The sequence below is a fragment of the Streptomyces sp. NPDC051173 genome, assembly GCF_040689515.1.
Classification (GTDB): domain Bacteria; phylum Actinomycetota; class Actinomycetes; order Streptomycetales; family Streptomycetaceae; genus Streptomyces.
The window spans coordinates 24743-44575 of record NZ_JBFBBD010000008.1 but is presented as its reverse complement, the minus strand read 5'-3'; the positions used below and the strand labels follow the sequence as shown (position 1 = coordinate 44575).

The following is a 19833-nucleotide window of genomic DNA, read 5'->3' as shown; positions in this document are numbered from 1 at the left end:
GAGTCAGCTCTCCGGACGGCCCGTCGTCACGGCGTAGAAGGCCACAGCCGCGGCCGCGCCGACGTTGAGGGAGTCGATGCCGTGGGCCATGGGGATGCGGACCCACTCGTCGGCGGCCCGCAGGGCGCGGGCGGACAGGCCGTCACCTTCCGCGCCGAGCATGAGCGCCACCCGGTCGAGCCGGTGCGGTGCGGCGGTGTCCATGGAGACGGCCTTCTCGGCCGGGGTGAGGGCCAGGACCTTGAACCCGGCCGCCCGGACGGTCTCCAGGTCGTGCGGCCAGGTCTCCAGGCGGGCGTAGGGGACGGAGAAGACCGCGCCCATGGAGACCTTCACGGAACGCCGGTAGAGCGGGTCGGCGCAGTCCGGGGAGAGCAGGACGGCGTCCATGCCGAGTGCCGCCGCGCTGCGGAAGATCGCGCCGATGTTGGTGTGATCCACGAGACTCTCGAGGATCGCGACGCGCCGGGCGCCCCGCAGCAGCGTGCCCGCGTCCGGGAGCGGCTTGCGCGCCATGGAGGCGAGGGCGCCGCGGTGGACGTGGTAGCCGGTGACCCGCTCGGCGAGTTCGGGGGTGACGGTGTAGACGGGGGCGTCGGCGGCCTCGATGACGTCCCGCATGACGTCGGCCCACTTGGCCGTGAGCAGCATGGACCGCATCGCGTAGCCGGTCTGTCCGGCGCGCCTGATGACCTTCTCGCCCTCGGCGATGAAGAGCCCCTCGGCGGGCTCGCGCCTGCGCCTCAGCTCCACGTCGGTGAGGCCGGTGTAGTCGTGGAGCCTGGGGTCGGCGGGGTCGTCGATGGTGATGAGTTCGGCCATGCTGTGTCCTGGTCCTCGTTGGTGCTGCGGGTCAGCCGCGGGGTTCCGGGCCGACCGTCACGACGTCGCCGACCACGATGACGGCCGGGGGACGTATGCCCTCCGCCGCGACCCGCTCCCCCGCGGTGGCGAGGGTCGCGTCGACGCGGCGCTGGGCGGCGGTGGTGCCTTCCTGGATCACCGCGACGGGCGTTCCGGCGGGGCGGCCGTGCCGGACGAGGGCGGCGGCGATGGCTCCGATGTTCTCCACCGACATCAGCAGCACGAGGGTGCCGCGCAGCTTGGCGACGGCGGCCCAGTCGACGAGGGAGCGCCCGTCGTCGGGGGCGACGTGGCCGCTGACGACGGTGAACTCGTGGGCCACGCCCCGGTGGGTGACCGGGATCCCGGCCGCCGCGGGCACGCTGATGGTGGAGGAGATGCCGGGTACGACGGTGCAGGGGATGCCCTGGTCGGCCAGCGCCTGGACCTCTTCCATGCCGCGGCCGAAGACGTAGGGGTCGCCGCCCTTCAGCCGGACCACGTTCTTCCCGGCGCGGGCGTGCTCGACGAGGGCGTTGTTGATGGCCTCCTGGGCCATGAACCGGCCGTACGGGATCTTCGCCGCGTCGATCACCTCGACGTGCGGCGGGAGTTCGTCGAGGAGGTCGCGGGGGCCGAGGCGGTCGGCGATGACCACGTCCGCCTCCGCGAGGAGCCTGCGGCCGCGCACGGTGATCAGGTCGGGGTCGCCGGGGCCGCCGCCGACGAGGGCGACGCTGCCGGTGCCGCCGGAGGAGGCGGTGCCCGCGCGGTAGCGCGGGGCGGCGAGGGAGCCGTCGCGCAGGCCCTCGACGACGGCGTCGCGCACGGCGGCGGAGCGGCGCGGGTCCCGGCCGGTCAGCACGGCGACGGTGACGCCCTCGCTGCGGCCGGTGGCCGGGGTCCAGGCGGTGGCCGCGTCGGCGTCGTCGCTGCGGACGGCCCAGACGCGGCGGGCCTCGGCCTCGGCGGAGGCCGCTTCGTTGGCGGCGGGGTCGTCGGTGGAGATCAGGGCGTACCAGGCGCCGTCCAGGTCGCCGTCCTGATAGCGGCGGCGTTCCCAGCGGAACCCGCAGGTCTCGGCCAGCGCCTCGACGGAGGGGGTGGCGGACGGGGAGATCAGCAGCACGTCCGCGCCGGCCGCGAGGAGGGCGGGCAGCCGGCGCTGCGCGACCTGTCCCGCACCGAGGACGACGACGCGTCGGCCGGAGAGCCGCAGTCCGACGGGGTATGCGCTTTCGCTGGGCGCGTGCGGGGCCATGGTCTCCTCCGGAGCTGCTGGTCAGAGTGCTGGTGACACTCTATGGGCTCCCCCATCGGCACTCGGCCGCGCTCCGGTTTCCCCTGTGTTACAGCCTGCGGCGGGAGCGGCCTCCGGCCGCGTCCTCAAACTCCCCCAGCTACCTCCCCCAGACTCCGTCCGGGGGTGCCCCCAGAGGTGCCCCCAACGGGCTGGACGGGAACCGTAAGGAGGAAAGGGGGCTGCGCCTCCTGGACCCCCGCCTGCCCGGTCCGGGCGACGGTGTCACGCCCCGTCAGGGGCGCGGGGAACGGCGCGACCGGCCACACACAACCCGCGGACGCGCACCGCGCTGAAGCCCCACCCCAGTGGGCGCACCCACCGAGGCGAAGCCCCGAGAAAGGCCTCAGCCCTTCTCGGTGACCCCGGCCGTATCGAAGGTGGCCACCTCATGCATCGCCCGCGCAGCACTCTGCACAACCGGCAGCGCCAGCAGCGCCCCCGTGCCCTCGCCGAGGCGGAGGTCGAGGTCGACCAGCGGGCGCAGGCCCAGCTTGGTGAGGGCCGCGACGTGGCCCGGCTCCGCGCTGCGGTGTCCCGCGATGCACGCGGCCAGCGCCTCCGGGGCGATGGCCCGCGCCACCAGCGCGGCCGCCCCGGCGCTCACACCGTCCAGGATCACGGGCGTGCGCAGCGACGCGCCGCCCAGGATCAGGCCGACGAGCGCGGCGTGCTCCAGCCCGCCGACCGCGGCGAGGACGCCGATCGGGTCCTTCGGGTCCGGCTGGTGGAGTTCGAGGGCGCGCCGGACGACGTCGACCTTGCGGGCGTGCATCTCGTCGTTGATGCCCGTGCCGCGGCCGGTGATCTCGGCGGGGTCCGCCTCGGTGTAGACGGCGATGAGGGCGGCCGACACGGTGGTGTTGGCGATGCCCATCTCGCCGGTCAGCAGCGCCTTGTTGCCCGCCGCGACGAGATCGCGGGCCGTCTCGATGCCCACCTCGACGGCGCGCAGCGCCTCTTCGCGGGTCATCGCGGCACCGGTCGTGAAGTCGCTCGTGCCGGGCCGGATCTTGCGCGGGACCAGGCCGGGGGTGCTGGGGAGGTCGCCCGCGACACCGACGTCCACGACGCAGACCTCCGCGCCGACCTGGTTGGCGAAGGCGTTGCACACGGCGCCGCCGCCCAGGAAGTTGGCGACCATCTGCGAGGTGACCTCCTGCGGCCACGCCGTGACGCCCTGGGCGTGCACCCCGTGGTCGCCCGCGAAGATCGCCACGGCGGCGGGCTCCGGGATCGGCGGCGGGCACTTGCGGGAGAGCCCGCACAGCTGCGCGGAGATGATCTCCAGCATGCCGAGCGCGCCGGACGGCTTGGTCATCCGCTTCTGGCGCTCCCACGCCTCGCCGAGCGCCTTGGCGTCCAGCGGACGGATGCCGCGCAGGGTCTCCGAGAGCAGGTCGTGCGGGTCCTCGCCGGGCAGCGCGCGCCGCCCGTACGTCTCCTCGTGCACCACCCACGACAGCGGGCGCCGCTTGGACCAGCCGGCCTGCATCAGCTCGGGCTCGTCGGGGAATTCGTCGACGTAGCCGACGCACAGATAGGCGACGACCTCCAGGTGCTCGGGCAGCCCGAGTTCGCGCACCATCTCCCGCTCGTCGAAGAAGCTGACCCAGCCGACGCCGAGTCCTTCGGCGCGCGCGGCGAGCCAGAGGTTCTCGACGGCGAGCGCGGAGGAGTACGGCGCCATCTGCGGCTGGGTGTGCCGGCCGAGGGTGTGCCGGCCGCCGCGGGTGGGGTCGGCGGTGACGACGATGTTGACGGGGGTGTCGAGGATGGCCTCGATCTTCATTTCCTTGAACTGCTTGGCCCGCGCCTTGGGCAGGGACTTCGCGTAGGCGTCGCGCTGACGCACCGCCAGCTCGTGCATCGTCTGCCGGGTCTCGGCGGAGCGGATGACGACGAAGTCCCAGGGCTGGGAGTGCCCGACGCTCGGCGCGGTGTGCGCGGCCTCCAGGACGCGCAGCAGCACCTCGTGCGGGACGGGGTCGGTGCGGAAGCCCTTGCGGATGTCGCGCCGTTCCCGCATCACGCGGTGCACGGCGGCGCGCTCGGCGTCGCCGTAACCGACGGCGGCGGGGCCGGCGGGCTCCTCGTACACCTCGTCCGGTGCCTCCTCGGAGGCCGGAGCGGGCTGCGCGGGCTCGGCGTGCGCCGCCTCGGCGTCGGCGGTACGCGGCGCGGGGACGGCCACGGGCTCGGCGGCGGGGACCGGCTCCTGCTGCGGGGCGGGGATGTGCACGGCGGCGGGCGCCGGCTGCTCCTCCTGCGCGGGTACGGGCTCCGCAGGTACGGGCTCCACGGCCTCGGGCACGGGGGCCTCGGCCACGGCGGCCTGCGGCTCGGCGGGCGCGGGGACGGCGACGTGCGTGACCACCATGTCCTCCGGGACTGCCGTGGCCTGCGTGACCAGCGTGTCCTGGGGGCGGGGGACGAGGAGCACGTCCTCGGAGACCTGCTCCTGCGGCGCGGCGTCCTGCGCGGCCGCGGGGGCCTGCTGGACGACGGCCTCGACGGGCGCCTCGGCCACGGCGGGCTGCGGCTGCTGTGCGGCGGCCTCGGGGGCCGGGTCGATCGGTTCAGCCGGTACGGCCGGTACGGCCTGCGGCTCGGGGGCGACGGCCGGCACGGGAGCGGCCGGCGCGGGCTCCACGGCCTCGGCGGCGACGGGGGCCTGGACCTGCTGCTCGGGAGCGGCGGCCGGGGCCTCCTCGGAAAGCGGTGCCGCGACGGGAACCGGCTGTCCGGAACCGGCGTCTACAGATGCGGGCGCGTCCACGACGGCCGGCGCGGGCTGCGCGAACTCTGCGGGAGCCGCCGCTGCGGGGACCTGCTCCGCGGTCGCCTCGGTGACGACAGCGGTTTCGGCGACGGCTTCGGTGGTGACGTGCCCGTCAACACCGTCGTCGGCGACAGCAGGAGCCTCAGTGACGGCAGTGCCCTCGGCGGCGACCGGAGCGGGCTGCGCGCTTTCGGCGGCCGGTGCCACGGCGGCGGGGATCCGCTCGCCGGAACCGGAGTCCCCGAACGCCTGGTGGGCCTCTGCGGGCGCCTGCCCCTGCGGTACGGGCGCGGGCTGCACGGCCTCCTGGACGGGCTCCACCGGTGCAGCTTCCTGCGGCTCCGGCGCGAAGTGCGCCTCGGCGGGCGCGACCTGGGGCACCTCGGCAGGCACGGGCGCGGCCTCCGCGACAGCGGTGACGACGGGCTGGGGCGCGGCCTGGGGCGCGGGCGCCTCCGGCTCTGCGACGAGCTGCGGGGCCACGGCGGCTGACGTCATGTCAACGGACGCCACGACAGGCGCGGCGGCCGGCGCCTCGGCAGACGCCTCGACAGGTGCGACGGCCGGCGCCTCGACGGGTGCGGCGGCGGCCGCGGGCTCGTCCTGCGCCACCGTCGGGGCGGCGGCCTGCTGCGGGGTGACGACCGGGTGTTCGGCGGGGGCCTGCTCGGCGGCGGTGACCGCCGCGCCCGGCGCGGTGTGTCCGGAACCGTCGGCGACTATCCCGTGACCGGTGTCGGCCGGGTGCGTGGCGGTGCTCTGCGCCGGCACGAAGGCGACGGCGGGAGCTGCGGCGGGCTCCGCGACGGGCGCGGGCGCGGCCTGTACCGCGGGTTCGGCGACGGCCTCGGCGGCGGGCGCGGCCGGGGGCTGCGCGGTCATGTGCTGCGGCTGCGCGTCCCAGGTGCCCGGCTGCTGCTGCGGCACCTCGCCGAGGCGCGGGACCTGCGGGACGTCCGCGCCGTCCTGCGGGACGTCGAGGTATTCGGGGCCCTGACCGGGCGTCACCGGCGGCACGGCCCGGCCCGGCGCGGGCGCCTGGTGCGGGGCCGCCGGGCCGCGGTCGGCGAGGGAGCGCACGACGCCGCCGGTGGGGTCCGGCACGGGCGGGCCCATGTGCAGGGGGCGGCGCGGGGCCACGGGCGCCGCCGGAGTGGCGGGCGCGGGCGGCTGTCTGACGTCGCCGTAGTCGACGGAGGCGGTGTCGCGGCCGCCGGTCTCGTGCGTACCGCCCTGGACCGCGGGCTGCTCCATCCAGGCGCCCTGGGCGCCCGGCATCAGCAGGAGGTCGTCCTCCTCGGCGCCGTCCGCCTCACCCCCGTGGTCCAGGAAGGTGTAGGCGGCCGGGGCGCCGGGATCGGCGGGGGCTGCGGGATCCGCGGGGAACGAGGGGCCGGGAAGCTCGCCTGCGTTCTCCGGCTGTCCCTCGCCCGGGAACTGGCCGGTGTCGGTCATGCGTACCCCTCGCCCATCGGTAGTGCTCCTTCCAACCGCTCACGCCCATAGTCAAGAACGAGCGTCCGTGCCTCGCGGCACGTTGCATGTCGCCCGCCCCTACCTTGCCGTGCTCCCGCCAAAAGGAGGGAACGTTCGGGACATTGACGACTGTGGTGTCGGACACCGAGGGGCGGTACAACGATCCGCAACCCTACCCTCCGCCCGGCGAACCGGGCTCACAGGTGGGTATGGCGACCACTCAGGAGGAAGGCCACGGCGCGCTCGCGCTCGGTCCAGGCGCCGGTGTCGAGCTCCACCGCCTGGAGCAGCGCGCACTCCACGGCGTAGCCGCCTTCGGCGAGCGCCCGGCCGATGGCCTCGGCCTCGTCGCGGGTCGCGGCGTGGGCGACGATCCGCTCGGGCCTGCGGGCGGCGCACGCGGCGACGACGGGCGCTCCCCCGCCGCCGACGCGGACGACGTCGGGCTCGGGGAGGTCCTCCAGGACGTGGGGCGCGGTGCCGTGGACGACTTGGAGCTGTACGCCGTAGCGGCGGGCGGCGGCGGTGGTGCGGGCACAGGCGTCCGCGTCGCGGTCGACGGCGATGACGGCGGCGCCGAACCTGGCGGCCTCGACGGACGCGGCTCCGCTCGCGGAGCCGATGTCCCAGACGAGGTCGCCCACGCGGGGCCCGAGCCGGGCCAGTTGGGCGGCGCGCAGCTCGGCGGACTCCCCTTCGCCGAGGTCCGTGCCGTAGGCGTCGGACGGCAGGGCCCAGCCGCGTACGGCCGGGGGGTAGCCGGGGTCGCGGCCGGCGATCCAGCCGCCCGCGGTGCGCTGCCGGGTGACGCCCCAGCCCTGGGCCGCGGGCTGGGCGGTGCCGGGTCCGGCGCCGCCGATGACGATGACGACGTTGGGGTCGCGCCAGGTGTGGTCGGGGACCTTGTCGGAGGTGAGGACGGTGACCTGCTCGCGGGCGGTGCCCAGTTCCTCGCAGATGACGAAGGTGCGGTGGACGGGCCCGAGGAGGAGGGCGAGTTCGGCCGGCCCGGCGCCGGGCGAGGTGAGGACGGCGACCTTGGTGTGGGCGCGGCAGACGTTGACGGCGCGCCGCAGGTCGCGGCTGTGGGCGACGACGACCTGGGCGTCGTCCCAGGGCATGCCCACGCGGGCGAAGGCGGTGGCGACGGCGGAGACGGCGGGGACGACCTCGACCTCCAGGCCGTGCTGGGGGGCGCGCAGGGCGCGTACGACGCCGAAGAAGCCGGGGTCGCCGTCGGCCAGGACCACGGCGGAGCCGCGGTGTCCGGCGATGCGGCGGGCGGCGAGGTCGACGCTGCCGAGCCTGACGCGCTCGGCCGTGGGCGGGATCTCGGGCAGCGCCAGGTGGTGTCCCGCGCCCGCCACCAGGGTGGCGGCGGCCAGGGCCGAGCGGGCCGTGTCCGTCAGCGGTGAGCCGTCCCACCCGATCACCGTGACCCGGTCGGCCATCGTCGTCAGTCTCCTGGGGCTCGTGTGTCGCGGGTCGGAGGCCCACACACGCGTGGGCAGGGTGAGGTTACCCCGCCCGGTCCGGGCCCGAGGGCGCGCGGACGGTCCGGGGTGGGTGCGTGCGGTCGTACGGGGCGGTGTGCCCGGACCGGCCGCGCGCCGGTTCAGCGCCAGTCGTGGAAGGCGCCCGCGTAGCCGGGGCCGCCGGCGTGCTGTTCGCGGACCTCGTCGAGGTCCTCGGGGAGCAGGCTCCAGACGATGAGGTCGCTGCGGGTCTCCGTCCAGCCGCCGTCGGCCGTGCGGCCGCGGCCTATCCAGGCGTTGCGCAGGACTCCCTCGCTGATGCAGCCGATCTTCTGGGCGACCTGCTGGGAGGCGGTGTTGTCGGCGGCGGTGCGCAGTTCGAGGCGCTCGAACCGCTGGTCGCGGAAGAGCCATTCGGCGACCGCGAGCACGGACTCGCAGGCGTAGCCCTCGCCGCGGGCCCAGGGCGCGACGACATAGCCGACCTCGGCGGAGAGGGTGCGCCAGTCGGTGTGGTGCAGGTGCACGCAGCCGACGAGGCGGTGGGTGAGGAACTCGGTGACCGCAAAGACGATTCCGCGACCCTGGGTGCGCTCGGCGGGCGCCTGGCGCAGCGCCCAGTCGCGGGCCTCGGCGGTGGTGTAGGGGTGGGGCGCGGAGGTCCAGGCGGTGACGAGTTCGTCGCTCATCATCTCGGCGAGCGCGGGCACGTCCTGGGCGTCGAACGGGCGCAGCACCAGCCGGTCCGTACTGATGGAGATGTCCGGGAAGGTGGATGTCATGTGCTGCTCCAACGCCGGTGAGGTGGGCTCGGGACGGTCTCGGTCCGGGCTTGAGTGCACCAGCATGCAGCATGGGTGCGCGGGTGCGCCAAGCGCGACCCGGTACGGCCGCAGGCCCGCGCGTGCGAGGGGTGCGCGGGCCTGCGGCCGTACGGGCGGGGGCGGGTGCCCTGGTGAGGGGGCGGGGTCAGCCCTTCACGGGCCCGAAGGCGGGCAGGACGGCGCCGTTGCTGAACTTCTGCTCGATGAACTTCTTGACCTCGTCGGAGTTGAGGAGCTTCGCGAGCTTCACGATGCGCGGGTCGTCCTCGTTGCCCTTCTTGACCGCGAGGAAGTTGGCGTAGGGGTTGCCCTGGGCCTTCTCCAGGGCGATGGAGTCCCTGGCCGGGTTGAGCTTGGCGCCGATGGCGAAGTTGCCGTTGATGACGGCGGCGGCGACGTCGTCGAGGCGGGAGGGGATCTGGTCGGCGGCGAGCTCGGTGAACTTGACGCCCTTGTTGTCCTCGACGTCGGAGAGCTTGGCCCCGGAGCCCACGCCGTCCTTGAGCTTGATGACGCCGTTGTCGGCCAGCAGCTTCAGGGCGCGGCCCTCGTTGGTGGCGTCGTTGGGCACGGCGACGGTGTCGCCCTCGCCGAGGTCGGAGACCTTCTTGCCCTTCTTGGAGTAGAGGCCCAGCGGCTCGAGCTCGACGTCGACGACGGGCACGATGTCCGTCTTGTTCTTCTTGTTGAAGTCGTCGAGGTAGGGCTTGTGCTGGAAGAAGTTGGCGTCGACCTCACCGTTCTGGGTGGCGGTGTTGGGCAGGACGTAGTCGCTGAACTCCCGCACCTTGAGGTTGAGGCCGGCCTTCTTGGCGAGGTTGTCGCGCACGAAGTTGAGGATGTCGGCGTGCGGGGTGGGGCTGGCGGCGACGGTGAGGGTGGCCTCGGGGTCGGCGTCCTTGCCCTTCTTCCCCGAGCCGGAGGAGGTGTCGGACGGGGCGCTGCACGCGGCCAGGCCGAGGGTGAGGGCGGCCGCGGCGGCCGCGGTGGTGATCTTGATGGTGGTACGCACGAAGAGTGCCTCTTTCCTGATGTCACGAGGTGTTGCCGCCCGGCAAAGGGTCCGGGCTCGTGGGGTTGTGGTCCGTGGGGCGTCGGGCCTCAGCGGGTCTCGGTGAGCGCGGGGGCCTCGGCGGCGGCCGCGTCCGGCGTCCCGGCGGGGGCCGGCCTGCGGGCGGAGGGCAGGAGTCCGCGCAGTCCGACGGTGGCCGCCTGGCGGGCGCCGCGGCCGGCGATGCGGCGTACGACGAGGTCGCCCGCGAGCTGGACGGCGGTGACGATGACGATGAGCAGCACGATGGTGATGTTCATCAGGCCGGTCTCGTGGCGCTGGAAGCCGTAGGAGATGGCGAGGTTGCCGAGCCCGCCGCCGCCGACGGCGCCGGCCATGGCGGAGTAGCCGATGAGGGCGATCACCGTGGTGGTCAGGCCCGCGACGATCGAGGGCAGCGCCTGCGGGAGCAGCACCTTGAGGACGACGGTCCAGGTGCCGCCGCCCATCGACTGGACGGCCTCGACCAGGCCCTGGTCGACCTCGCGCACGGCGGTCTCCACCAGGCGGGCGAAGAAGGGTATGGCTCCGACGGCGAGGGCGACGACCGCGGCGCTGGGGCCGATGGAGGTGCCGACCACGAAGCGGCTGAAGGGGATCAGCCAGACGAGGAGGATGATGAAGGGCAGGGAGCGGCCGAGGTTGACGACCGTGCCGATGACCTTGTTCACCACGACGTTCTGGAGCAGTGCCCCGCGGTCGGTGAGGACCAGCAGGATGCCCAGCGGCAGGCCGCCGACGATGGCGTAGACCGTGGACCACCACACCATGAAGAGGGTGTCGAGACACGCGTCGCGCAGCAGGGGCTGCATTTCGGACCAGGTCACTTGGCACCTTCCTTGAGGAGCTCGTCGGCGGGTGCCGGGGTCTTGAGGGGGGCGACCTCGACCTGGAGGCCCTGCTCGCGCAGGAAGCCGATCGGGACGACGTTCTCCTCGAAGCGGCCGGGGAGCTCGATGCGCATCCGGCCGATCTGCTTGCCGCAGACGGTGTCCATCGCGGCGCCCAGGATCGAGATGTCGACGTTGTAGGTGCGCGACAGCTGGGAGATGACCGGCTGGGTCGCGGCCTCGCCGTGGAAGGTGATGTCGACGACCGTGCGGTCCTCGCCGGAGGGCTCGCCGCCGACGGGGAAGAGCTCGGCCGCCAGCTCGGAGCCGGGGGTGGCGAGCAGCTCGGAGACGGTGCCGGACTCCACGACGCGGCCGCCCTTCATGAGGGCCGCGGAGTCGCAGATGGTCTTGACGACCTCCATCTCGTGGGTGATGAGGAGGACGGTCAGGCCGAGCTGGCGGTTGAGGTCGCGCAGCAGCGTGAGGATGGAGCGGGTGGTCTCCGGGTCGAGCGCGGAGGTCGACTCGTCGGAGAGCAGCACCTTGGGGTCGCCGGCCAGGGCGCGGGCGATGCCGACGCGCTGCTTCTGGCCGCCGGAGAGCTGGCCCGGGTAGGCCTTGGCCTTGTCGGCGAGGCCGACGAGGTCGAGGAGTTCGAGTGCCTTGCGGCTGCGCTCCTTGCCGGAGACGCCCAGGATCTCGAGCGGGAGCTCGATGTTGCTCTGGACGGTGCGCGAGGAGAGCAGGTTGAAGTGCTGGAAGACCATGCCGATGCGGCTGCGGGCCTTGCGCAGTTCGGCGTTGGCGCGGGGGCCGCGCCCGGCGAGTGCGGTGAGGTCCTGGCCGGCCACGGTGACCGTGCCGGAGCTGGGGCGCTCCAGGAGGTTGACGCAGCGGATGAGGGTCGACTTGCCGGCGCCGCTCTGGCCGACGACGCCGTACACCTCGCCCTCGCGCACGTGCAGGTCGACGCCGTCGAGGGCGGTGACCTCGCGGCCACGTGAGCGGTAGACCTTTGTCAGGCCCGTAGTGGTGATCACAGGGGATTCCGTCACTGTCGAGTGCGCGGCGTGGGTGGTGCCGGCACGGGAATTCATTGCGGAACGCGGCATCGGTGATCCCCGGCGGGCGCGTGGCGCGCGGCTTCGGGGTCCTGGTGACGCGGGGCGGAGCTCCGGTCCGGTCCTGCTGGATCCGGGTCGGGCTCTACGGGTCTCGCTTCGGGGCGCGAGGCACAGAACGGGGGCCCTCAGCGGTCACACATTCGACACATGCAACGAGCACCGGGCGTCATCATCGCCTCGGTCGCAAGGGTGCGGCTGCTCGTCGTGGTCATGCGGGAAAGTAAAACAGAAGCGTGTGCGAGTCGGCCAAGCCTGTCCGAATAGCGGACGCGACTGGCCGAAGCGTGGACGTCACCGGCCGATTCCGGATGATCTCCGGGTTGCCCCGTGGCCTGCGCGGACGCGGGCCGGGGGCGTGTCCGCCGGGTGTGCCGGAGGAGCCGGCGACCCGCCGTATGTGGCCAAGACCACGGCTCCTGGCGCGGCGGGACGGGGCCGGGGGCCGGTCCCGGGGCGCCCGCGGCGGGCCACTAAAGTCGTCCCATGCTTGTCCAGCCCCCTCCGCCCGCCCGCGCCGCCCGGCGGCCGCGGTGATCGACGCGCTGACGCTCGCGGTCGGCCTGACCGCCCTCGCGCTCGCCGCCTGGTGCGGCTTCGCCTTCTCGCGTGACCAGTCCACCAAGGACTGGCACTTCATCGGCATGGCCGTGGTGTCCGTCCTGGCCCTCGTCCAGCTCGTCGTCGGCGTGGTGCGGCTGGCGGGCGGCGACAGGCCCGCACAGGGCATGGCCATCTTCGTCGCCTATCTGATCGGGTCGGCGGCGGCCGTCCCCGCCGCCGGGTTCATGTCGCTCGTGGAGCGCACGCGCTGGGGCTCGGCGACCGTGGCGGCCGGCGGTGTGATCCTGGCCGTGCTCGAAGTCCGGCTCTACGACATCTGGGGAGGCTGACCATGACCGAATCCACCGAGCCGCCCGCCAAGGCGGCCTTCGACCTCGGCCAGGGGCCCGGGCGGCTGCTGGTCTGGCTCTACGGCGTCTTCACCGTCGCGGCGGCCTCCCGCTCGATCGTCCAGATGATCCTGCACTTCGGGAAGGCGCCCCTGGCGTACTCCCTGTCCGCGGTGGCCGCGGTGGTCTACGCCTTCATCACGTACTCGCTGGTGCGCGGCGGGCCCGCGGCCCGCAGGGCGGCGCTGGTGTGCTGCGCGGCGGAGCTGGCCGGCGTGCTCGTCGTCGGGACCTGGACCCTGGCCGCACCGTCGGCCTTCCCCGACGCGACGGTGTGGTCGGACTACGGCATGGGCTACCTCTTCATCCCGGTCATCCTCCCGGTGACGGCGATGATCTGGCTCCGCCGCGCGGCCCCGGCGGGCCGCGAATAGCCGAGGGTTCCCCAGGGCTTGGATGTGCCGCAGGTCGACGATCACCTGCAGCACACCCAAGCCCGTGGGGGCACCTCCCAGCGGTAGCTGGGGGAGGCAACAGACCCGCGCCTTACCGCGAACCGCAGCCAACCATCAGGCGAAAGCCGCCGCAGGCACCCGCTTCTCCAGCGTCACCAGCACCAGCTTGCGGGTCACCTGTTCCGTGCCCACCTGCGCGTAGCCCCACTTGCGGTACAGCCGCAGGTTGCCCTCGTTGCGCTGGCCCGTCGCCAGCCGGAAGCACCGGGCCGACCGCTCGTCCGCGAGCCGGTCCTCGACCGCGCCCAGCAGGCGCCCGCCCAGCCCGTGCCGCTGCATCCGGGGGTGGACGATCAGGCCCGCGATGGTCGCCGTGCCGTCCCCGTCGACCGTGGCGCGCACCGAGCCGACGACCTCGTCGCCGAGCCGGGCCACCAGCACACAGCCGCCGGCCAGCTCCGTGCGGAGCCCGTCGAGGGTCTGGGTGAGGGGTTCGATGGAATAGTCGCCGTAGAGCTCGGCCTCGCCCTGATAACAGAGGTACTGGAGCTTGAGGATCTGCTCGGCATCGTCTTCGGTCGCCGCAGAGATGGTCACGCTCATGCCCATGTGCGCACGCCTCCCCTATGTCGGTTCGGTCCGCCCTGACAGGAGCCGTCGCGTGGAACGCCGCCTCCGTGGCGCCGGCTGTCTAACGCTCCTTTCCCCCACGTTCAGGAGCCGCAACCTCCGCCGTGAGCATTCTGCGCAGACAACCAAGGCAACGGGAACGCACGGGCCCCAAAGATCCTTGTGAGATACCCAACTCACCTGCGATTTCCCGGTAGGTGGGGTCGCTGCGGGAGAGCAGGGCCCCCAGCAGCCCGGGGCATCTTCCGGGCAGACGGCGTACGACGGCGCGCAGCGCGCGGCTCTCCTCGGCGGCGAGCACCGCCTGCTCCACGCAGGACTCGCCGGCCGGTTCCTCCATGGTCGGGTCGTAGAGCACCTCACGGCGGGCCCGGCGGCGCGCGACGCGGGCCTCGGCCCGTACGGCGGCGCGCAGCCGCAGGGCGGAGACGGACCACCGGCCGCGGGCGGTGCGCCGGTCGCTCAGCAGCCGTACCCAGACGGACTGTTCGAGGTCGGCGGCCTCGATGCCCGCGGCCGGTGCCTCCGCCGCGCACTCGGCCGCCAGGAGCGGCCGCAGTGCGGTCAGAAGATCGTTCGGTGTCATGACGGGCGGGACGTGACCGGCCCGCCCGCCGGTTGCCACCGGGGCGCGCGCTCACCCTCGCGGGTGAGATCGCGCGCCGTGCTTACGGTTGACGGCTGTGCGCCACTACTTACGGAAGTCCGCCGCCGCGAGCGCCGCCGTGTCGCAGTTGTCGGAGAAGATCCCGTCAATGCCGGTGGCGAAGTACGCCTTGAAGGCGCCGAACGCGTCGCCGTAGGCGTTGGGGTCCGTGCCGCGCCGGAAGTCGGCGGGCAGGAAACTGTTCTCGTTGCGCATGGTGTAGGGGTGCAGGAACAGGCCCTGCGCGTGCGCGTCGTGGACCAGGGTGGTCGGCTCGGTGAGCCGGTCGTTCTTGTCGCGGGGGATGATCTGGTTCACCCACGGGCCGATGCCCTGCGCGAAGCCGGCTATCCACTTCAGGCCCTTGGGCGTGATGAGGTCCTTGACCGTGCGCGGGTCCTTGGCCTCGACGAAGTCCCAGGGGCGGGTGGGCAGGTCGTCGAGCAGCAGCACCTTGGGGCCGTCCACGCCCAGCCTGCCCAGCCGCTGGAGGCTGCTCGGCTCGAAGGACTGGAGGAAGGTGTGCCCGTTGCGGCCGGCCCGTCCGTAGCGGCGCAGCAGCTTGGCGAGGGGCTCCTCCAGGCCGAGGCCGGCCTTGCGGAAGTACGTGGGGTGCTTGGTCTCGACGTGCAGCCAGATCTTGCGCCCGCGCTTGCGGCCCTGCTCGTCGGCCCACTTGAGGACCTCTTCGAAGGTGGGCACGTCCCAGCGGCCGTCGTAGAGGGTGTTGCGCTGCCGGGTGCCCGGGATGCGCTCGATCGCCCGCAGCGTCTTGAGCTCGGCCAGCGTGAAGTCCTCGGTGAACCAGCCGGTGTGCGCCTCGCCGTCGACCGTCTTGGTCGTCTTGCGCGAGGCGAACTCCTTGCGCGTGGCGACGTCGGTCGTGGCGGTGATGTCGTTCTCGTGCCGGCAGACCAGGTGCCCGTCCTTGGTGGGCACGACATCCTGCTCGATGACGTCCGCGCCGTTGGCGAGGGCGTACTCGTAGGAGCCGAAGGTGTGCTCGGGGCGGTAGCCGCAGGCGCCGCGGTGGCCGACGACGACCGGCGTCGGCAGGTCCTTGTACGAGCCGGAGTCGCCGTGCCCGCGCCCGTACGCCGCGGGGGTCCCGCCGGACGGCGTGCCCGGCCCGCGCTGCGCGGCGGCCGCCGTGCCCGCCGTGCCGCCGAGGACGACCGCCCCCGCCCCGAGGGCCGCCGCGGCCCCCAGAAGGGTGCGCCTGCCCGGCCGCTGCTCCTGCTCCATGAACACTCCTAGCGATGTGTTGCTTTTCGGGTGCCTGTCCGGCACCTGTGAGACGCGCCGATCGTAGGCACGTACGACTTTCCGATGGGAAGACGAAGGTCAAACAGGGTGCAAAGTCACGTCAACACTGCGTATCAGGTCGATGAACCCGGCGTGCGCGCTCGGGGTACCGGCGAGTATGGTCAGCCCCTGCGCAGGAGTGCGCCACCTCGACCACCACGACCGGAGGGCCCGTTGTCCCGCATCTTGCTCAAGGCGTTTCTCGGATTGCTCATGCGCGTCCTGTACCGCCCCAAGGTCGAGGGCGCGGAGCACATCGCCGAGAGCGGCCCGGTGATCCTGGCCGGCAGCCACGTCACCTTCGTCGACTCGCTTTTCCTCGCGCTGGTGGTCAAGCGCCAGGTGTTCTTCATCGGCAAGGACGAGTACGTCACGGGCAAGGGGATCAAGGGCCGGCTGATGGCCTGGTTCTTCGGCAGCTCCGGGATGATCCCGGTGGACCGCGACGGCGGTCACGGCGGTGTCGCCGCGCTGATGACGGGCAAGCGGGTGCTGGACGAGGGCCAGGTCTTCGGGATCTACCCCGAGGGCACCCGCTCCCCCGACGGCCGCCTCTACCGCGGCCGCACCGGAATCGCCCGGCTGACGCTGATGACCGGCGCGCCGGTGGTGCCGTTCGCGATGCTCGGGATGGACAAGGTCCAGCCGGGCGGCAAGGGCAAGCTGCGCATCTCCCCGGTGACGATCCGCTTCGGCGAGCCGCTGGACTTCTCCCGCTACGAGGGCATGGACCGCGACCGCTACGTCCTGCGGGCCGTCACCGACGAGGTGATGACCGAGGTGATGGAGCTGTCGGGCCAGGAGTACGTGGACATCTACGCCACCAAGGCCCGGGAGACCAAGGCCGCCTGACATACCGTCACTCCTGACCCGGGGACCGCTCTAGGCCCGGCCGAAGCACGCGGGCTGGAAGCCCGGGTCGGCCGGGCCCTTGCGTGCCAGGGCGTTGAGCACCCACTGGGCGACGACCGGGTCCTTGGTCGCCTGGTCGTGCATGAAGGGGTCGAGCGGGCACTTGTCCTGGAGCACGACGTTGGTGAGGTGCTCCGCGGGCCCGGTCAGCAGGGCGCTGGTGTAGGGGATGACGACCTCGTCGTGCCGGGTGGTGATGACCGTGTAGTCCGGGCCGGCCGGGGTCTCGTCGCCCGCGTTGAGCTTCTTCATCAGGTCGGAGCCGACCTGCTGGTCCACGCAGGACGGGCAGAAGGTCCAGCCCGCGGGGATCGCGAGCGGGTTCTTGGTGCCGTGGTTGGAGGGCACGATGCCGATGAGGTCGTCGACCTTGTCCGCGCCGCCCAGGAACTTCACGTAGTAGCGCGGCATCATGCCGCCCTGACTGTGGCCGACGATGTCGACCTTGGCGGCGCCCGTCGCGCCCCGCACGGCCTCGACGAAGTCCCGCAGCTCGGCGGCGGCCTGGGGGATCGGGTCGGTCTCCATGTGCCCGTAGTTGAAGGCGAAGACGCAGTAGCCCGCCTCCTTCAGCTTCGGGGAGAGCGCCGCCCAGTTCTCGGCCATCAGCTTGAACGTGCCGTTGACCAGCACCACGGGCTGGGGGTGGGCCGAATCCGGCTTGCACGACCAGTCGTTGGCGCCGCGCGGCGGGATGTCGAGGACGGAAGCGGAGGCGGGGGTCGCGAGCCCCGCGAGGCCGAGGGTCGCGGTGGCCGCGGCGGCGAGGAGGAGCCTGACAGTTCTGCGCAGACGCATGGGGGGTCCTTAAGCACGGGACTCTCGTCCGAACCATGTTCGACAATGTCGACCAGTGGACGAGATGGTTGCCTGCGCATAAGGATCACGTCAAGGGCAATTGTTTCCGGGAAATGTCACACGGGCCGAGGCTTGCCACCCCGGCCCGTGTGCGATTTGCTGCTCACTTGAGCCACGTTGCGCTCAGCGCTGCCCGGTTCTGCGGGTGGTGCCGTCTGCGCACCACCGCTCCGCGGCGGTGTCCTCAATCGCCGGACGGGCTTGAGTCGGCTGATGCGGATGGGCAATTCAGCCCATCCGGCGTTTGAGAACCCGCCGGACACGGACTAGTGGCCTCCGGAGCCCTCCTCCAGGCGCTGGCCGCGCAGCAGGAACCAGGCCGCGACCGCCGTCGCCAGCAGCACCGCCGCGCCGATCCCGGAGGCGATCCGCAGGCCCTGGACGAAGGCGTCCTGCGCCGAGGAGAGCAGGGCGTCGCCCGTCCCGCCCGGCAGCCCGGCCGCGGCCTCGACCGCGCCGCCCAGCGAGTCGTGGGCTTCGGCGGCGGCCCGGTCCGGCACCGCGGCCGGCGTGTGGAAGCCGCGGTAGACGCCGGTGACGATCGACCCGAGCAGGGCGATGCCGAGCGCCGCGCCCAGCTCGTACGCCGTCTCGGAGACCGCCGAGGCGGCGCCCGCCTGCTCCTTGGGGACGCTGGAGAGGATCACGTCGGCGGTGACGGTGAACGAGAAGCCCGCGCCCACGCCGACCATCAGCAGCACCACGCCCAGCACCGGGTAGGCGGTGTCCGCGTGCAGCCAGGCGAGCACGGCGAGCGCGGCGCCTATCGCCGCGAGGCCGCCCGCCACCACCGACCGTACGGACCAGCGCCTGGCGGCCCGCCCGGCGAGCAGGCCCGCGGTCACCGCGCCCACGGCGGCGGGCAGTTCGGCGAGCCCGGCCTCCAGCGGGTTGCGGCCCTGGACCAGCTGGAGGAACTGCGACAGGAAGAACACCAGCCCGGACAGGCCCAGGATGGTCAGCAGGTCGGCGAGTACCGCCCCGGAGAAGCCGCGGTGGTGGAAGAGCCGCATGTCCAGCAGCGGCTTGGACAGCTTGAGCTGGCGCCGTACGAACCACACCATCACCAGCAGTCCCGCGAGGCCGGCCAGCAGGTAGTACCAGCGGAAGCCGTACGCCGCCGCCTCCTTGACCGCGTAGACGACCGCCACGATGCCGACCATCGACAGGGCCACGCTGAGCAGGTCCCAGGGGCCCGGCGAGGGGTCCTTGGACTCGGGCAGCAGCTTGACGCCGACGAGGACGAGCACGGCCATGACCGGCAGGTTGATCAGGAAGACCGAGCCCCACCAGAAGTGCTCCAGCAGGAAGCCGCCCACCACCGGGCCCACGGCCGCGCCGGCGGAGGCCATCGCGCCCCAGATACCGATGGCGAAGCTGCGCTCCTTGGGATCGTGGAAGAGATTGCGGATCAGGGCCAGCGTCGAGGGCATCAGGGTCGCGCCCGCCACGCCCAGCAGGGCACGGGCGGCGATCATCATCTCGGGGCTGCTCGCGTAGGCGTTGAGCACGGAGACGCCGCCGAACGCCACGGCGCCCGTGAGCAGCAGCTTCTTACGGCCGATGCGGTCGCCGAGGCTGCCCATGGAGACCAGCAGACCGGCGATGACGAAGGAGTAGATGTCACCGATCCACAGCAGCTGGGTGCCCGAGGGGCGCAGATCCTCGCTGAGGAAGGGGGTGGCGAGGCCCAGCACGGTCGCGTCGACGGCGACCAGCAGGACGGCCAGGACGAGGACGGCCAGCGCGAGCCAGCGGCCCGGACGCGGCGCTTCCGGCGCGGCGGCCCGCTGCGGGGTGACGGTGTGGCCGGTCACGGTTTCATCCTCCGCTCGGCGCCGCCGAGCAGCAGCTCGGCGACCATACGGGTGCGGTCCTTGGCCGCGACCCTGCCCTCCTGCACGGCCCAGGCGCCGGAGCCGATCAGGCCGTAGAGCGCCTCGGTGAGCCAGGCGGGCGAGAGGTCGAGCCGGAAGGTGCCCTCTTCCTGGCCGCGCAGGAAGAGCGCGGTGACGCGGGCGTCCAGCCGGTTCCAGCCCTCGTTGACCCCGGCTTCGTAGAGCTGGTTCTCGGTGAAGAGGAAGGCCATCAGTCCGGCCGCCGGCTCGGTCCTCGCGATCAGGCGGCGGAGCGCTTCGGCGGCGTCGCCCTCCTCGGTGCGGGCCTCGTCCAAGGCGTGCTCGAACTGCCGGATGCTGAGGTCCTCCAGCGCGCGGACGAGCGCGTCGCGCCCGGCGAAGTGGCGGTGGAGGGTGGCGCGGCTGATTCCCGCGGCCCGGGCGATCTCGTCCATCGACGCGGTCGCCTTGCGGGTGAGCAGCCCTGCGGCCGCTTCGAGCACATGGTCCGGTTCGACACTCATGAGACGACCATAACCCGAATGAGACATGGATGTCTCATTCGGGTGGTCGACGTCTCAGGATCGACGT

17 protein-coding genes are annotated in these 19833 nt (G+C 73.0%); 3 read left to right on the top strand and 14 right to left on the bottom strand.

Annotation, left to right across the window (positions count from 1 at the left end):
• Nucleotides 1–3 precede the first annotated feature (3 nt).
• The 8 genes from AB0435_RS07600 to AB0435_RS07565 form a co-directional block, all read right to left on the bottom strand.
• Entirely contained in the window at nucleotides 4–822 is an 819-nt protein-coding gene (locus tag AB0435_RS07600) for an RNA methyltransferase (protein ID WP_366003020.1), read from the bottom strand.
• A 31-nt stretch (nucleotides 823–853) separates the two neighbouring features.
• Nucleotides 854–2104, bottom strand: a complete 1251-nt coding sequence (cobA, locus tag AB0435_RS07595) for a uroporphyrinogen-III C-methyltransferase (RefSeq protein ID WP_366426437.1) — start codon at nucleotides 2102–2104, stop codon at nucleotides 854–856.
• Nucleotides 2105–2489: 385 nt separating this feature from the next.
• Nucleotides 2490–6380, bottom strand: coding sequence for a nicotinate-nucleotide--dimethylbenzimidazole phosphoribosyltransferase (gene cobT, locus AB0435_RS07590; RefSeq protein ID WP_366426436.1), 3891 nt, complete (start codon nucleotides 6378–6380; stop codon nucleotides 2490–2492).
• Nucleotides 6381–6598: 218 nt separating this feature from the next.
• A complete protein-coding gene (cbiE, locus tag AB0435_RS07585; RefSeq protein ID WP_366003023.1) occupies nucleotides 6599–7852 on the bottom strand; it encodes a precorrin-6y C5,15-methyltransferase (decarboxylating) subunit CbiE in 1254 nt (417 codons plus the stop codon).
• Between the two features lie 164 nt (nucleotides 7853–8016).
• Complete coding sequence (locus AB0435_RS07580; protein WP_366003024.1) at nucleotides 8017–8658, bottom strand: GNAT family N-acetyltransferase; 642 nt, start codon at nucleotides 8656–8658, stop codon at nucleotides 8017–8019.
• Nucleotides 8659–8845: 187 nt separating this feature from the next.
• Complete coding sequence (locus AB0435_RS07575) at nucleotides 8846–9712, bottom strand: MetQ/NlpA family ABC transporter substrate-binding protein (RefSeq protein WP_366003025.1); 867 nt, start codon at nucleotides 9710–9712, stop codon at nucleotides 8846–8848.
• An 89-nt stretch (nucleotides 9713–9801) separates the two neighbouring features.
• The gene (locus AB0435_RS07570) at nucleotides 9802–10578 is read right to left on the bottom strand and encodes a methionine ABC transporter permease (protein ID WP_366003026.1); all 777 of its coding nucleotides are present in this window, start codon (nucleotides 10576–10578) and stop codon (nucleotides 9802–9804) included.
• Entirely contained in the window at nucleotides 10575–11624 is a 1050-nt protein-coding gene (locus AB0435_RS07565) for an ATP-binding cassette domain-containing protein (RefSeq protein WP_366003027.1), read from the bottom strand. Before AB0435_RS07565 ends, AB0435_RS07570 begins: the two co-directional genes overlap by 4 nt.
• A 614-nt stretch (nucleotides 11625–12238) precedes the next feature.
• Between AB0435_RS07565 and AB0435_RS07560 the strand changes: the two genes are divergently transcribed.
• Together AB0435_RS07560 and AB0435_RS07555 are read left to right on the top strand one after the other, a co-directional pair.
• The gene (locus AB0435_RS07560) at nucleotides 12239–12598 is read left to right on the top strand and encodes a hypothetical protein (RefSeq protein WP_366003028.1); all 360 of its coding nucleotides are present in this window, start codon (nucleotides 12239–12241) and stop codon (nucleotides 12596–12598) included.
• Between the two features lie 2 nt (nucleotides 12599–12600).
• The gene (locus tag AB0435_RS07555; RefSeq protein ID WP_366003029.1) at nucleotides 12601–13032 is read left to right on the top strand and encodes a hypothetical protein; all 432 of its coding nucleotides are present in this window, start codon (nucleotides 12601–12603) and stop codon (nucleotides 13030–13032) included.
• Between the two features lie 135 nt (nucleotides 13033–13167).
• Here the strand turns inward: AB0435_RS07555 and AB0435_RS07550 are convergent, their stop codons facing one another.
• The 3 genes from AB0435_RS07550 to AB0435_RS07540 all read right to left on the bottom strand — a co-directional run bounded on the left by AB0435_RS07550 (nucleotide 13168) and on the right by AB0435_RS07540 (nucleotide 15574).
• Nucleotides 13168–13662, bottom strand: a complete 495-nt coding sequence (locus tag AB0435_RS07550; RefSeq protein ID WP_366426435.1) for a GNAT family N-acetyltransferase — start codon at nucleotides 13660–13662, stop codon at nucleotides 13168–13170.
• Between the two features lie 82 nt (nucleotides 13663–13744).
• Nucleotides 13745–14269, bottom strand: a complete 525-nt coding sequence (locus tag AB0435_RS07545) for a sigma-70 family RNA polymerase sigma factor (RefSeq protein WP_366003032.1) — start codon at nucleotides 14267–14269, stop codon at nucleotides 13745–13747.
• A gap of 105 nt (nucleotides 14270–14374) precedes the next feature.
• Nucleotides 14375–15574 carry a glycerophosphodiester phosphodiesterase gene (locus tag AB0435_RS07540; RefSeq protein WP_366426434.1) on the bottom strand — a complete coding sequence of 400 codons (1200 nt, stop codon included), beginning with the start codon at nucleotides 15572–15574 and terminating at the stop codon, nucleotides 14375–14377.
• A gap of 234 nt (nucleotides 15575–15808) precedes the next feature.
• Between AB0435_RS07540 and AB0435_RS07535 the strand changes: the two genes are divergently transcribed.
• The gene (locus AB0435_RS07535) at nucleotides 15809–16486 is read left to right on the top strand and encodes a lysophospholipid acyltransferase family protein (protein WP_366003034.1); all 678 of its coding nucleotides are present in this window, start codon (nucleotides 15809–15811) and stop codon (nucleotides 16484–16486) included.
• Nucleotides 16487–16516: 30 nt separating this feature from the next.
• Here AB0435_RS07535 and AB0435_RS07530 read toward each other — a convergent pair whose 3' ends face one another.
• The 3 genes from AB0435_RS07530 to AB0435_RS07520 all read right to left on the bottom strand — a co-directional run bounded on the left by AB0435_RS07530 (nucleotide 16517) and on the right by AB0435_RS07520 (nucleotide 19766).
• Nucleotides 16517–17344, bottom strand: coding sequence for an alpha/beta fold hydrolase (locus tag AB0435_RS07530; protein ID WP_366003035.1), 828 nt, complete (start codon nucleotides 17342–17344; stop codon nucleotides 16517–16519).
• 326 nt (nucleotides 17345–17670) lie between these two features.
• Nucleotides 17671–19221, bottom strand: a complete 1551-nt coding sequence (locus tag AB0435_RS07525; protein WP_366003036.1) for an MFS transporter — start codon at nucleotides 19219–19221, stop codon at nucleotides 17671–17673.
• On the bottom strand, nucleotides 19218–19766 hold the full coding sequence (locus AB0435_RS07520) for a helix-turn-helix domain-containing protein (RefSeq protein WP_366003038.1): 549 nt from the start codon (nucleotides 19764–19766) through the stop codon (nucleotides 19218–19220). The genes AB0435_RS07525 and AB0435_RS07520 overlap by 4 nt, the downstream gene beginning before the upstream one ends.
• Nucleotides 19767–19833 lie beyond the last annotated feature (67 nt).

Coding starts and splice junctions, on each gene's coding strand:
- AB0435_RS07600 (WP_366003020.1), bottom strand. CDS start 822: ATGGCCGAACTCATCACCATCGACGACCCCGCCGACCCCAGGCTCCAC.
- AB0435_RS07520 (WP_366003038.1), bottom strand. CDS start 19,766: ATGAGTGTCGAACCGGACCATGTGCTCGAAGCGGCCGCAGGGCTGCTC.
- cobT (WP_366426436.1), bottom strand. CDS start 6,380: ATGACCGACACCGGCCAGTTCCCGGGCGAGGGACAGCCGGAGAACGCA.
- AB0435_RS07550 (WP_366426435.1), bottom strand. CDS start 13,662: ATGGGCATGAGCGTGACCATCTCTGCGGCGACCGAAGACGATGCCGAG.
- cbiE (WP_366003023.1), bottom strand. CDS start 7,852: ATGGCCGACCGGGTCACGGTGATCGGGTGGGACGGCTCACCGCTGACG.
- AB0435_RS07580 (WP_366003024.1), bottom strand. CDS start 8,658: ATGACATCCACCTTCCCGGACATCTCCATCAGTACGGACCGGCTGGTG.
- AB0435_RS07545 (WP_366003032.1), bottom strand. CDS start 14,269: ATGACACCGAACGATCTTCTGACCGCACTGCGGCCGCTCCTGGCGGCC.
- AB0435_RS07540 (WP_366426434.1), bottom strand. CDS start 15,574: ATGGAGCAGGAGCAGCGGCCGGGCAGGCGCACCCTTCTGGGGGCCGCG.
- AB0435_RS07530 (WP_366003035.1), bottom strand. CDS start 17,344: ATGCGTCTGCGCAGAACTGTCAGGCTCCTCCTCGCCGCCGCGGCCACC.
- AB0435_RS07555 (WP_366003029.1), top strand. CDS start 12,601: ATGACCGAATCCACCGAGCCGCCCGCCAAGGCGGCCTTCGACCTCGGC.
- cobA (WP_366426437.1), bottom strand. CDS start 2,104: ATGGCCCCGCACGCGCCCAGCGAAAGCGCATACCCCGTCGGACTGCGG.